Annotated in this window: 9 protein-coding genes and 1 pseudogene; 5 read left to right on the forward strand and 5 right to left on the reverse strand. The window is 69.8% G+C overall.

Going from position 1 to position 13,882, the window contains the following annotated elements; all coding sequences use genetic code 11:
- Positions 1-245 precede the first annotated feature (245 nt).
- Positions 246-1,319, forward strand: coding sequence for an FUSC family protein (locus WT16_RS20775; RefSeq protein WP_015602722.1), 1,074 nt, complete (start codon positions 246-248; stop codon positions 1,317-1,319).
- Positions 1,320-1,355: 36 nt separating this feature from the next.
- Here the strand turns inward: WT16_RS20775 and WT16_RS35075 are convergent.
- Positions 1,356-1,564 (reverse strand): annotated as a pseudogene (locus WT16_RS35075) (MFS transporter); the annotation flags it as partial.
- Positions 1,565-1,743: 179 nt separating this feature from the next.
- On the opposite strand from WT16_RS35075, the gene WT16_RS35430 reads away from it, so the two are divergent.
- The 3 genes from WT16_RS35430 (at position 1,744) to WT16_RS20790 (ending at position 3,571) form a co-directional block, all read left to right on the forward strand.
- Positions 1,744-1,872 (forward strand): hypothetical protein, encoded by a 129-nt coding sequence (locus WT16_RS35430; protein WP_269447546.1) that lies wholly within the window; start codon positions 1,744-1,746, stop codon positions 1,870-1,872.
- A 158-nt stretch (positions 1,873-2,030) separates the two neighbouring features.
- A complete protein-coding gene (locus WT16_RS20785; protein WP_015603356.1) occupies positions 2,031-2,843 on the forward strand; it encodes a DinB family protein in 813 nt (270 codons plus the stop codon).
- Positions 2,840-3,571 carry an alpha/beta hydrolase gene (locus WT16_RS20790; RefSeq protein WP_063534102.1) on the forward strand — a complete coding sequence of 244 codons (732 nt, stop codon included), beginning with the start codon at positions 2,840-2,842 and terminating at the stop codon, positions 3,569-3,571. Before WT16_RS20785 ends, WT16_RS20790 begins: the two co-directional genes overlap by 4 nt.
- Before the next feature lie 156 nt (positions 3,572-3,727).
- On the opposite strand, the gene WT16_RS20795 is transcribed toward WT16_RS20790, so the two are convergent.
- Positions 3,728-4,933, reverse strand: a complete 1,206-nt coding sequence (locus WT16_RS20795; RefSeq protein ID WP_063534103.1) for a multidrug effflux MFS transporter — start codon at positions 4,931-4,933, stop codon at positions 3,728-3,730.
- 105 nt (positions 4,934-5,038) lie between these two features.
- Here WT16_RS20795 and WT16_RS20800 point away from each other — a divergent pair, with 105 nt between their 5' ends.
- Entirely contained in the window at positions 5,039-6,619 is a 1,581-nt protein-coding gene (locus WT16_RS20800; protein ID WP_059931533.1) for a PLP-dependent aminotransferase family protein, read from the forward strand.
- On the opposite strand, the gene WT16_RS20805 is transcribed toward WT16_RS20800, so the two are convergent.
- The 3 genes from WT16_RS20805 to WT16_RS20815 all read right to left on the reverse strand — a co-directional run bounded on the left by WT16_RS20805 (position 6,568) and on the right by WT16_RS20815 (position 13,880).
- A complete protein-coding gene (locus WT16_RS20805; protein ID WP_063534104.1) occupies positions 6,568-7,596 on the reverse strand; it encodes a transglutaminase family protein in 1,029 nt (342 codons plus the stop codon). The two genes, WT16_RS20800 and WT16_RS20805, sit on opposite strands and share 52 nt — an antisense overlap.
- Positions 7,587-10,196, reverse strand: a complete 2,610-nt coding sequence (locus tag WT16_RS20810; protein WP_231892133.1) for a circularly permuted type 2 ATP-grasp protein — start codon at positions 10,194-10,196, stop codon at positions 7,587-7,589. The genes WT16_RS20805 and WT16_RS20810 overlap by 10 nt, the downstream gene beginning before the upstream one ends.
- A 267-nt stretch (positions 10,197-10,463) precedes the next feature.
- A complete protein-coding gene (locus WT16_RS20815; RefSeq protein WP_063534106.1) occupies positions 10,464-13,880 on the reverse strand; it encodes a transglutaminase family protein in 3,417 nt (1,138 codons plus the stop codon).
- Positions 13,881-13,882 lie beyond the last annotated feature (2 nt).

Raw genomic sequence — 13,882 nt, forward strand, 5'->3', positions numbered from 1 at the left:
CTCCGTCGCCGGGCGGCGCCTCGCTCGAACCCCGCGGCACCGCTTTTTTCGCGAGCGGTTCCGCGCCGCGCGGTGCCGGCTGTCGCGCCAGGCATCGATGACGGCCGGCCCGCGTGCGAACGATCCGCAGCACTGCGTGCTCACCGCGATGGACAGCGCATCATGCTTAGGTTAGCGTAACGATCGATCCCGCCGCGGCGCGCATCGCGTGCGGCGGTCAGCGTTTTCGCCCACTCCGCTGTTTCATGACGTCGACCTTACAATCCCGCCTGCCCGGCTTCGCCCGCAACGCGTTGCGTCCGGTGCTCGATCCCTATCGCCGCTATCGGCACGCGAAACTGATCCATGCGGCGCGCGTCGCGCTGAGCGTGCTCGCCTCGATCGCGCTGACGACCGGCCTGCACGTTCCGCACGGCGAATGGGCGACGATCACGGTGCTGATCGTGATCGGCGGGCTCCAGCATCACGGCAACATCCGCAAGAAGGCCGCCGAGCGCGCGCTCGGCACGCTGATCGGCGCGATCGCCGGCCTGTCGCTGATCCTGCTGCAAACCACCGTGCATCTGTCGCCGCTCACGTTTCTCGTGATGAGCGTCGCGTGCGGCGTCTGCGCGTATCACGCGATCGGCAAGGCCGGCTACATCGCGCTCCTGTCCGCGATCACGATGGTGATCGTCGCCGGCCACGGCGACAACGAGATCGCCGACGGCCTCTGGCGCGCGGTCAACGTGCTGGTCGGCATCGTGATCGCGCTCGCGTTCTCGTTCGCGCTGCCGCTGTACGCAACCTACTCGTGGCGCTACAAGCTCGCCGACGCGCTGCGCGGCTGCGCGGCCGTCCACGCGCGGATCGCGGGCGAGCGCTACGTGAGCGACAACGAGCACCTGAAGGACATGGCGAAGCTCAACGCGCTGCTCGTGCAGCTCCGTTCGCTGATGCCGTCGGTATCGAAGGAGATCTCCGTGTCGATGCCGCAGCTCGAGGCGATCCAGCGCGGCCTGCGGCTGTGCATGAGCTCGCTCGAGATCCTGTCGAACCTGCAACCCGGCGAGGACGACGAAGCAGGCAGACGCTTCGTCCAGATCCAGATGAAGGCGGACAACCGGCGGGTCCAGGAAATGCTCGTCGGCGCCGGGCGCGCGCTGAAGTTCGGCACGCCGAGCCGGCTCGGGCCGCCGCACCGGCAGGCCATGCCGGCCGGCGAGCAGGTGCCGCCCACGCACTTGTCCGGCTACGTCTCGCTGACGGCGAAGCTCTCGCACGAGATCGAGCAGCTCAGGCAGCGTCTGCACGACACCGCGCCGCAATGGAATATCTGAGCGCGCCGTCACCGCCGCGGCGCGCCCGATCAGGCGTCCGAGCACGAAGCACACGCCGATCGAGCCGCTGAACAGGCCGAGCTGCGCGCTCGTGTAATGGAAACGCGTTTGCAGCAGCAGCATGATCGTCTGCAGATGGAGACCGTGCCGACCTGCATCAGAAAGAACACGGCCGACAGAGACGCGACGCTCGAATGGATCGCCGCCTGGTGGATCGCGCGCAGCGGCATCAACGGATCGACGCGCAAGCGGCCGTCTCGCGCGGCGGCTCGGGCACGTGCCGCGCGTGCTCGCCGCGCATCCGTTCATCCGCGTGCTCGGCCTCTTCGACGCTCGAGCGATTGCGCCTCCTCGACGCGAAGCGCTCGAGCGTCGATGCGCCCGATCAACGCCGCGATCGGCACGAGCCATTGGCGGCCGGTCTATGAGCTGCCGCGCGCCGGCGGGCTTCGATCCGCATGCGCTCTATCCCGCCGCGCGGCCCGTGCCCGCGAAGACGCGGATGATGCTGTCGATGCTCGGCAGGCATTTGCCGGAGGCGATCGTGCGATGAGGCGGCGAGGCGGTTTCGGCGCGCGGCGTTACGAAACGCCGCGAGTGAATACCGAGCATCCGAGCGCCCGAGCATCACGACCGTCGAAAATCCGGGTTGACCGACATCCGCCTCATAACGTATCGTTTTGATACGTTACATTGCCGGGTACGCCGCCCATGCATTCCCGTTTCGACCGCTTCAGAACCACCCCGCTCGGACAGCAGCTCGCAGCGTTGATCGAGCAGCCGGAGCGTTACATCGAATTCGCCGCGCTGTCGCGCGTCGGCGTTGCCGCGATCGCCGCCGTCGCCGACGAAATCGCGCGGAAATTCCCCGAGATCGAGCACGATACGACCGCCAGGCAGTTTTGCGGCGCGATGGTCGCCGACGTGATGCGCCGCCACGGTCACGAGGTCGTTCAAGCGCGGGGGCGCGTCGGCGGCGCGTTGTTCAGCTACGGCGCGGTATTCGGCCCGCAGCCGAATCGGCCGCCGTTCGCGGAAGTCGTCGGCCTGCTCGCACGGATGCCGGCGGCACTCGCCGATGCGATCGCACGCATTCCAGCCGAACAGCGTGCGCAACGGCCGCCCGGGACCGGCTTCGCGCTCGTCGAACACGCATGCCACCTGCGCGACCTCGATGCGATCTTCGCCGAGCGGATTCGCGCGGTCCGGACCACGCCTCTGCCGGCGATCGAATCGGTCGACGGCACGGCGCTTGCCGAGCAGCGCGGCTATCTGCGGGAGAATCTCGACGAAGCCGTTCGCGCATTCCGCGAGTCGCGACAACGCCTGTGCGCGTCGCTGCGAAAGCTGCGGCCGGATCAACTGACGCGCTGCGGCATCCGCGACGGCGTGCGACGAATGACGCTCGAAGAACTCGTGCGCGAGTGGCTCGACCACGATCGCACGCATTGCCTCGAACTCGACGAACTCCGTGCGGAGCTGAACCAGGCCGCCGCGCCTCATCGGCATCGGGAACGCTCATGAACGCCTCGCCGCCCGTCGTCTTCGTCCACGGATTCATCGGCCGCCTCGGCATGCATGGCAGCGCGTCGCAGCGCACCGCGCCCGATCTGCTCGGTTACGGCGAGCATCGCGCCGCGCCGCCCGAATCGATCACGCTCGGCGCACAAGTCGAGCATCTGCGCGCGTTCGTCGATGCGCATGCCGGCGGGACGCCCGTCGACATGGTCGGGCACTCGGTCGGCGGCGCGATCGCCATGCTGTTCGCGCACGCCCATCCGGCACGCGTTCGGCGCATCGTCAACGTCGAAGGCAATTTCACGCTGGCCGACGCGTTTTGGTCAGCGTCGGTCGGCCGGATGAGCGGGCCCGACGCGCAAGCGATGCTCGACGGCTTTCGCGCCGATCCGCTCGGATGGCTCGGCGGCGCGGTCGATGCGCCCACGCCCGCGATGCGGGAGACGGCGATCCGCTGGCTCGATCATCAGCCGGCGTCGACGCTTCGCGCGATGGGGCGATCGGTCGTCGAAACGACCGGCGACACCGGCTATCTCGCCGCGCTCGCGCAGGTGTTCGAACGCCATCCGGTGCATTTGATCGCAGGCGAACGCTCGCGCGCCGGATGGAGCGCGCCGGATTGGGCGCTCGCGCAATGCGCAGGCCACCACGTCATCGACGGTTGCGGCCATCTGATGATGATCGAGCGGCCCGATGCGTTCTCGACATTGATCGATCGATGTCTCGCGTCCTGACGATCGCGACGTCACGCCACGCGCCGCCGCTCGCGACGAATGTCCGTTCGCCGCTCGATGCTCGGAATTCGCCACGGACGTTCAGTTCGTCACGCGCATTCCTTCGGATTGCTGACCGCATATTCGCGCATTTCATCGCCTGCGACGCCGGCAATGTCATGCCGCCCGCGGCAAAGAGCGGCGGCAGCGCACCGCGGCGGCCATGAACGCCGCGCTCGATGCGGCGGTGACGACGGCCATCGGTCGCGCGGAGCCATCGGACAGCCCGCTCAGCATCCCGCCGCATGCGGCCGTCATCGCCATCTGAATGAAGAAGAACAATCCGGAAGCGGTGCCCGCGATCTTCGCGAACGGCTGCAGCACCGCAAACTGGCAAGCCGGGATCGAGACGCCGACCGACACCATGACGACGAACATCGGCAACGCAATCGACCAGACGGACGGCGATGCGGCGGAGGTCCAGATCCATAGCGCGGCCGCGCCGCACAGATTGACGACCGCGGCCGACGCGACGATCGCGTCGATTCCGAATCGCCCGCTGGCTCGGCGAAACACGCTCGAACCGATCAGGTAGCCGAGCACGGTGATTCCGAATATCGCCGCATAGACGGCGCCGGATACGTGAAGCGTCCGTTGAAACAGCGCCGACGATTCGGCGATGAACGGAAAATACGTGCAATAGACGAAGCCGATCGCGAGCGAGTAGCGAACGAACCGGCGGTCGCGAAGCAGCGACAGGTAAGTCTTCGGCAGGCTCGCATCGCGCTCGCTGCCCGTCGCGCGCACACGCGTCTCCGGCAGGTAGCGATGCACCATCAGCGCGGCCGCCGCCCCGCCGAACGCGAGCAATGCGAAGACGCCGCGCCAGCCGAGCCAATGCGCGACGCATTGCCCGACAAGCGGCGCGACGACGGGCGACAACGCCATGCCCGCCGATATCCGGCTGAGCATCGTCGCCTGCATCGCCGCATCGAAGCGCTCGCGAACGATCGCGCGGCCGATCACGGTGCCGCTGCAGCCGCCCAGCGCCTGGCAGACTCGCGCGACGACGATGGCCGGCATGCTCGTCGCCATCGCACACGCGACGGTCGCGCCGAGATACACGAGCATGCCGGCGAGCAGCACCGGCCTGCGCCCGTAACGGTCGGACAGCGGGCCGGACACCAGCATCGACAGCGCGTAGCCGACCATGTACATCGTCAGCGTCAGTTGCATCTGCGCGTCGGTGCCGTGAAGCGCGTCCGCCATCGCGGGCAGCGACGGCAAGTACGCGTCGATTGTCGCGCGCGGCAGGCAGACGACGAGCATCAGCAAGCATGGCCAGCCCCAGTCGGGCAGTGTGTTTTTGTCGGTCGCGTTCATTCGGGCAAGGTCCACGCGGCCCGGATCGAATGGCCGCAGGCCAGAATGTAAAGGCGATGTGGTATAAGCCGAAGAACCACTTGATCGAAACCTGAATAGACCACTATGACGCGAGGGAAAACCGCGATCCCGCTCGACCTGCCGCGCCCGCCCGGCTTGTCCGAGCGCTCCGCGCAATCGAAGCAGGACTGCATCGGCGACGCGCTGCGCGACGCCATCTTGCGCAAGCTGTTGCCGGGCGGCAGCCTGCTGCCTTCCACCCGGACGCTCGCCGCGCGATGGGGCGTCGCGCGCGGCACGGTCGAGGCGGCGTTCGACCGCCTCTGCGCGGAAGGCTACATCGCCCGCGCGCACGGCTCGGGCACGCGCGTGAGCGCCGTCGTCCCCGACGACTATCTGGCGCCCGCGCAACGTCCGGCGAAGCACGCGTCCCGTCCGCGCAGCGAGCCGGCCGGCAAGATCGCGCGAAACCGCGCGGCCGAACCGGCTGGTCCGGATGGTCCGGTCCGCGCCGGCGTGCCGTTCGTCGCGCGTCTGGCCGACCCCGCCCTGCTGCCGATGCAAACCTGGAAGCGGCACGTCGGCAAAGGGCTGTCCGAAGCGACGCCGGCCGAGCTCTGCGCGTTACCGCCGCAGGGCGCCGAGCCGCTGCGCGCGCGGATTGCCGACTATCTCGGCCAATATCGCGGCATCGCGTGCAGCGCGGCCGACATCTTCATCACGACCGGCATCCGGCATTCGATCGATCTGATTGCCCGCACGATCGCCGGCAACGAGAGCCGGATCGCGATCGAGGATCCCGGCTATCGAACCGCGCGGCGAATTTTCGAGCTGGCCGGCGCCGAATCGATCTGCGTTCCGGTCGACCCGGAAGGCATCGACACGAACGCGTTGAGCGCGCATCGCCGTGTCGCGGCCGCGTATGTGACGCCCGCGCATCAATCGCCGCTCGGCGTGACGATGTCGGTCTCGCGGCGTCTCGACCTGCTCGACTGGGCGCATGCGCGGCGCGCGTGGGTGATCGAGGACGACTACGACGGCGAATTCGGCTATCAGTCCGCGCCGCTGCCTGCGCTGAAATCGCTCGACGTGCGCGATCGCGTGATCTACTGCGGCTCGTTCAACAAGACGCTTTTTTCGGGAATTCGCGTGGGCTTCATGGTCGTGCCGGCGGCGCTGCGCTCGGCGATGTCGGCGCTCGCGCAAGCCGTCGGGCGCTCGGTCGGCACCACGGAGCAACTCGCGCTGGCGAGCTTCGTCGGCAGCGGCGATTTCGCGAAGCATCTGCGGACGAGCCGCCACGCGTACCTGCAGCGCCGCGATGCGGTGCTCGAGCAGCTTCGCCGGCACGCGCACGGCCAGTACGCGATTTCCGGCGAGCATGCCGGATTTCATTTCGTGCTGTGGCTCGGACACGGAATCGACGAACGCGCGTTCGTCGCGGATGCGGCAAAAGCCGGCCTCGCGCTCGAGCCGCTGCACGCGTTCCGCACGCGCGCGGCGCTGCCCGCGGGCGTCGTCGTCGGCTATTCGGCGTTGAGCGTCGCGCAAGCGCGTTACGCGGGGAAAAAGCTCGGGCAGTTGCTCGCCGGCATGCGGCGCGACGCCGCTGCGCCGCGCACCCTTCGCGCGGATCACGACGCCGGATCGAGCGGCTCCACCGTCACGCCGACGGTCAGCACCTGATCGGCGCCGCCGCCGCGAATGACCCCGCGCAACGGCGTCACGTCCGCGTAATCGCGGCCGATCGACAGCATCACGTAATCGTCGCCGGGCGCGCGATCGTTGGTCGGATCGAGCTGCAGCCAGCCGGCGTCCTCGGGCCAGGCCGGATCGTAGACCTCGACCCACGCATGCGACGCGTCCGCGCCGATCAATCGCGGCTGCCCCGGCGGCGGCTGCGTCAGCAGGTAGCCGCTCACGTAGCGCGCGGCAAGCCCGAGCGAGCGCAGCGCGCCGATCATCACGTGCGCGAAATCCTGGCACACGCCCTTGCGCAGCGCGAGCGCGTCGAGCGCGGTCGTGCCGACGTCGGTACTGTCCGGCGTATACGCGAAATCCGCGTGAATGCGGCGCATCAGCTCCCACGCGGCCTGCACGAGCGGGCGGCCCGGCGTGAAGCTCGCCGCCGCATAGGCGGCGAGATCCGGATGGCATGCGACGTGCGGCGACGCGAACACGAATTCGCTCGCCGGATCGAACGGCCGCCCCGCGCGAAACGTCAGGCACTCGCGCACCACCTCCCACGCGCTCGCGCATCCGTCGCTCGGCGCGGCGATCGCGGGCGGGGGCTCGCCGCGCTTGCCCGCCGACAGCGCGGGCGGCGCGACGCGCACGACGCTGCGGCTGCGCACGAACAATGCTTCGTGCGGCTGATTGAGCGCGAACGACGTGCGCTCGTTGCCGAACGAATCGGTATCGACGACGAGCCCTTCGGCGCGCGGATCGATCTCGAGCGAGAACTCGAGCACGCGCTGCCGCGGCGTCTCGAGCGGCCGCAGACGCGCCTGATGCTGTGCGGATTCGACGCGCGCCGCGTAGCGATAGCGCGTGTCGTGCGTGACGCGCAGCAGCGCGCCGCGCGCCGGCTCCGCGCGCACGGCCGCCTTGCGCGCGCGGGCGCCCGTCTTCGCGTTCGCAGGCGATTGCTTCGTCATCCCCATAGCGACCTGCCCGCGTCGCGCACGTGGCTGAAATAGCGCTCGCCGATCCGGTTCGACACATCCCGCGCCGCCTTGCAGCACGCTTGCAGGCGCGCGAGCAGCGCCGCGTGGCGGCCGTCGCCGTCCGTCTCGCACAGCACATGCAGCGGCCAGCCGGCGATGTCCGGAATGCCGTCGGCAAGCTCCGACAGCGCATAGCCTTCGCTGCGCTCGACCTTCGACAGCCGGCCCCGCAGCGCCTGCGCGACCCACGCGAGCGAACGCGGATTGTCGGTATCGAGCACGACGAGCGACAGCAGCGGCGCGACATCGAAGCAGCGCTGGAAGCGCGAGCGGAACGTGATGCCGCTGTCGAACAGCTCGAGCACGAGCTCGAAGCCCTCCTGCTTGTGGATCGCGCCGCCGTCGAACGCGTGGCCGAGCACGTCGCCCAGGAATTCGAGGCGATCGATCTGGCGGCCGATCGACAGCAGGCGCCAGCCGTCGTCGCGCGTCATGTTGTCGGTCTGCGCGCCCGTGATCGCCGAGAGCAGCAGATTCAGCCGCTCGAGACGCAGCAGCGCGTCGTTGCCGAGTTGTTCCTCGGGCTCGGCGGCGGCGTCGCCGGCTTCGTCGAACAGTTGCGTCGCGTCGTCGATCAGGCGCCACTGCTCGCGCGACAGCCGCTCGCGTATCGCCGCCGCCGCGCCGCGCATCCCGAACAGGCACGACGCGATCCCCGTCGAGCGATCCGCGCGAGGCGTGAGCGAGAGCGTCAGCGCCTGCTGGAACGCGCGCGGCGCATCGACGGCCGACGGCGCGTCGGCAGGCAGCAGGCCGTTGTCGCGGCACAATGCATCGAGCAGATGCAGGTGGATGGGCGTCTCGACGTCGTCCTCGCCGCGCAGCCGCTCGAGCGCCGCGCGCGCGAGCCGCGTCAAATTCGTCGCGCGCTCGGTATAGCGGCCGAGCCAGAACAGGTTCTCGGCCGCGCGGCTCGCTATCGCGCGCGATCGCTCCTGCAGGTCGTCCGGGCCCAGGTGCGTCTGCAACAGCGTCGTCGGATCGACCGCGCCTTCCGTCATCACCCAGGTATCGACGCTGCTGCCGCCGCGCGGCATCGGCGCGTTGAACAGCTCGTCGCGCGTGCCGACGCGCGCGAGGCCGCCCGGCAGCACGCGCCACGAGAGCGCGCCGTCCGCGAGCGCGAACACGCGCAGCAGCAGCGGCCGCGGCACGATCCGCGCGCCGCCGTCGCCCATGCCCGCGCCCCCCGCCCATGTCGGCGCCAGCGACGGCGGCAGGTCTGCCTGGATCGTGTAGTGCGCGGGCTGCGCGGCGATCCGCGCGCGCCATTCGGCGAGCTGCGGCGGCGCAAGCCGCGCGCCGATCACCGGCTCGAACACGCCGCCCACTTGCACGCTCGCGGGAAATGTCGGCTTCACGATGCTGCGCGCGAGAAGCGGCAGCGCTTCGTCGCACGCCGCCTGCTCGCCGCACCACCACGACGGCACCGCGGGCAGCGACAGCGTCTCGCCGAGCAGGCTCTGCGCGAGGCGCGGCAGGAAGCCGAGGATGCCGGGAGATTCGACGAAGCCCGAGCCCGGCAGGTTCGCGAGCAGCACGTTGCCCGCGCGCGCCGCCTGCATCAGCCCCGGCACGCCGAGCAGCGAATCGGGGCGCAGTTCGAGCGGGTCGAGCCATTCGTCGTCGACGCGCCGCAGGATGCCGTGCACCGGCTCGAGCCCGCGCAGCGTCTTCAGATAGACGCGCTGGTCGCGCGCCGTCAGGTCGCCGCCTTCGACGAGCGTGAGGCCCAGGTAGCGCGCGAGATACGCGTGCTCGAAATAGGTCGCCGCGTGCGGGCCCGGCGTCAGCAGCACGATGCGCGAGTTCTTCCGCGCGGGGCTCAGCGCCTGCATGCTCTGCAGCAGCGCGCGATAGCTCGCGGCGAGCCGCTGCACGTGCAGGCCGCGAAACGCGCGCGGGAAGAGCCGCGACACGATCAGCCGGTTCTCCAGAAGATAGCCGAGCCCCGACGGGCCTTGCGTATGCTGCGCCATCATCCGCCACGCGCCGTCCGGCCCGCGCGCGAGATCGAACGCGACGACGTGCAGCCACGTGCCGCCCGGCGCGCGCGCGCCGCACATCGGCCGCAGATAGCCCGGATGCCCGGTGACGAGCGCGGGCGGCAGCAGCCCGCGGCGCAGGATTGTCTGTTCTCCGTAGAGATCGGCGAGGATCGCGTTGAGCAGGCGCACGCGCTGCAGCACGCCGCGCTCGATGGCCGCCCAGTCGTCGGGCGCGATGATGAGGGGCAGCAGGTCGAGCGACCACGGCCGCACCGCGCCGCCGCCCGCCGCCCGCTCGTGCGGATGATAGGCGAGCCCGTTCTCGCGCATCCGGCGCTGCAGCGCATCGGCGCGGCGGTCGAGATCGGCGAAGCCGACGCTGCCGAGCTGCGTGAAGAACGCGCGCCACGCGGGCGCGAGCGACGCGCTCGACAGCGCGGCCGCGCCGCCGCGCAGTTCGTCGTAGCGGCCCGTGACCGCGGGCGCGGCGAGCGCCGCGCCGAGCTCGGCCGCGTCCTGCTGCGAACCCGTATCGAATAGCGTCTGCATCGCGTCGGCGGTCAGATCGTCGTCGGAGGAAAGTGAAAGCACGATTCGATTTTTCAAAGGCGGCGACGCCGGGCCGCCGTCGCGTCGCGAACGCCGCGCGCACGCGGCGCGCGCCGCCCGTCGATGTCGAATCCTAACATTCCTGCCCGGTACCATATGCCCGGCACGCCCGGCGCGCTACGTCCGCACGCCGCGCGTCGCGGCGACGCGGGCGCCGTTGCCGCGGCCTTCGACGCGCCCCGCACCCGCACGCGCTCGCGCATCCGCTCAGCCACGCCGCAAATCCAGCGTGAACGGGAACTCGCGGCTCGGTGCGGCCGGCTCGACCGTCATCGTGCCCGGCGTATGCCCCATCGACACGAAGCGCGCGAGTCGCCGGCTCTCGGCTTCGTATGCGTTCACCGGGAACGTGTCGTAATTGCGGCCGCCCGGATGCGCGACGTGATACCGGCAGCCGCCGAGCGAGCGCCGCATCCATGTGTCGACGATGTCGAACGTGAGCGGCGCGTGCACGCCGATCGTCGGATGCAGCGCCGACGGCGGCGCCCATGCCTTGTAACGGACGCCCGCGACGTATTCGCCGGCGGTACCCGTCGGCTGCAGCGGCAGCGCGCGGCCGTTGACGGTCACGACGTAGCGGCTGTCGTTCAGCCCGCTCACCTGAACTTCGAGCCGCTCGAGCGACGAATCGACGTAACGCACGGTGCCGCCGATCGCCCCCTCCTCGCCCATCACGTGCCACGGCTCGAGCGCGCCGCGCAGCGCGAGCGCGACGCCGCGCGCCGCGATCCGCCCGAACAGCGGAAAGCGGAATTCGAGGTGCGGCGCGAACCACGCCGGATCGAACGCGAAGCCCGCGTCGCGCATCTCGGTCAGCACGTCGTCGAAATCCATCCCGACGAAGGTCGGAAGCAGGAAGCGATCGTGCAGCGCGGTGCCCCAGCGCGCGAGCGGCGTCGTGTACGGCGCGCGCCAGAAGCGCGCGATCAGCGCGCGCAGCAGCAGTTGCTGGACGATGCTCATCCGCGCGTGCGGCGGCATCTCGAACGCGCGCAGTTCGAGCAGGCCGAGGCGCCCCGTCGCCGAATCCGGCGAATAGAGCTTGTCGATGCAGAATTCGCTGCGATGCGTGTTGCCCGTCACGTCGATCAGCAGATTGCGCAGCACGCGGTCGACGAGCCACGGCGGCATCTCCTCGCCGTGGCGCAGTTTGTTGCGGCGCATCTCGGCGAACGCGACGTCGAGCTCGTGGAGCTGATCGTCGCGTGCCTCGTCGACGCGCGGCGCCTGGCTCGTCGGGCCGATGAACAGGCCCGAAAACAGATAGGACAGCGACGGATGGTTGTGCCAATACGCGATCAGGCTCGCGAGCAGATCGGGACGGCGCAGGAACGGGCTGTCAGCGGGCGTCGCGCCGCCGAGCACGAAGTGATTGCCGCCGCCCGTGCCGACGTGCCGCCCGTCGACCATGAACTTCTCGCTCGACAGCCGCGATCGATACGCGGCGTCGTACAGGAATTCGGTGTGCTGAACGAGCTCGTCGAAATCGTGCGCGGGATGGATGTTCACCTCGATCACGCCGGGATCGGGCGTCACCTGCAGCATCTTCAGCCGCGCGTCGCGCGGCGGCGGATAGCCTTCGAGCACGAGCTTCGCGTCGAGCGACTCGGCGGTGAGCTCGATCGCGGTCAGCAGATCGAGATAGTCGTCGAGCGCCGCGATCGGCGGCATGAACACGTAGAGCACGCCGTTGCGCACCTCGACGCACAGCGCGGTGCGCGTGATCCACGCGGCGGATTCGAAGCGCTGCGGATAACGTGCGGCGTCGGCCGCGCTCGCCGCGCCCGCATGCTCGCCGGCGCGCGCCTGCATCACGGTCCGCGCGGGCGCCGCGGCATCGCGCGCAGCCGCGCCCGGATCGCGCGGCACGTCGTAGCCGCCGCCCGCATAGCGGGCGCGCAGTGCGCTCGCGTCGGGCAACGCGTCCTGCGGCGCGAACGGATCGCGCTCGACGAGATACGGATAATCGCCGCGGCTCACCCAGGGCAGCGAATCGAGCGGCAGACGATAGCCCATCGGCGAATCGCCCGGCACGAGATACATCCGCTCGTCGCGGAAGAACCACGGGCCCGTCTCCCAGCGCGGCCCCGCGAGCGCGGGGTTCGGCGCGAGCGGCTTGAGCGGCAGCGCGTAGCCGATCACGCTGTCCAACTGCTGCGAAAACACCTTGCGCAGGCGCGCGCGCTCGAGCTCGTCGTCGAGCCGCGCGTCGAACGGATCGACGTTCACGGGCAGCCGCCGCTCGCGCCACAGGTAGTACCAGACGTCTTCGTAGCCTGGCGTCACGTAGTCGCTCGTCAAGCCGAGACGCGCCGCGAGCGCGCGGATGAAGCGCCCGGCGTCCGCGGTCGTGTACGCGGCGGGCTCGCGCTCGTCGGCGAAGCGCGCCGGATCGCGCCAGACGGGCTCGCCGTCCGCGCGCCAGAATACGGACAGCGCCCAGCGCGGCAACTGCTCGCCCGGATACCACTTGCCCTGGCCGAAGTGCAGGAAGCCGCCCGCGCCGTACTCGGCGCGCAGCTTCTGCACGAGCGACGTCGCATAGCCGCGCTTCGTCGGCCCGAGCGCATCCGTGTTCCATTCGGCGCCGTCGCGGTCGTCGATCGACACGAACGTCGGCTCGCCGCCCTGCGTGAGGCGCACGTCGCCCGCGTTCAAATCGGCATCGACCTGCACGCCGAGCCGCAGCACGCGCTGCCAAGCTTCGTCCGTGTACGGCTTCGTCACGCGCGGCGATTCGTGGATCCGCATCACGCGCATTTCGTGCTCGAACTCGACCTCGCATTCGTCGACGAGCCCCTCGACGGGCGCGGCGCTCGTCGGCTGCGGCGTCGCGGCGAGCGGGATGTGCCCCTCGCCCGCGAGCAACCCCGACGTCGGGTCGAAGCCGATCCAGCCCGCGCCCGGCAGATACACCTCGCACCATGCATGCAGATCGGTGAAGTCGACCTCGGTGCCGCTCGGGCCGTCGAGCGACTTCACGTCGGGCGTCAGTTGAATCAGATAGCCGGACACGAAGCGCGCGGCGAGGCCGAGATGGCGGCAAAGCTGCACGAGCAGCCAGCCGCTGTCGCGGCACGAGCCCGACGCGAGCGCGAGCGTCTGCCCGGGCGTCTGCACGCCCGGCTCGAGCCGCACGACGTAGCGGACGTCGCGCTGCAGCCGCTGGTTCAGCGCGACGAGGAAGTCGACGGTGCCCGCCGGCGCGCGGTCGATCGATTCGACATACGAACGAAACGCGTCGGACGCGCTCGTGTCGGGATCGCACGCGAGATACGGCGCGAGCTCGCGGCGCAACGCGCCGCCGTAGTCGAACGGAAAGGTTTGCGCATGCTCTTCGAGGAAGAAGTCGAACGGGTTGTAGACCGACATCTCGGCGACGAGATCGATCGCGATCTCGAACGTGCGCGTGCGCTCGGGAAACACGAGCCGAGCCATGTAGTTCGCGAACGGGTCCTGCTGCCAGTTGACGAAGTGCTGCGCGGGATCGACCTTCATCGAATACGAGAGGATCGGCGTGCGGCAATGCGGCGCGGGCCGCAGGCGCACGATCTGCGGCCCGAGATGGACGAGCCGGTCGTAGCGATAGCGGGTGACGTGGTGAAGCGCGACGTGAATGGACATGA

The sequence above is a fragment of the Burkholderia sp. MSMB1589WGS genome (genome assembly GCF_001636105.1).
GTDB lineage: Bacteria > Pseudomonadota > Gammaproteobacteria > Burkholderiales > Burkholderiaceae > Burkholderia > Burkholderia humptydooensis.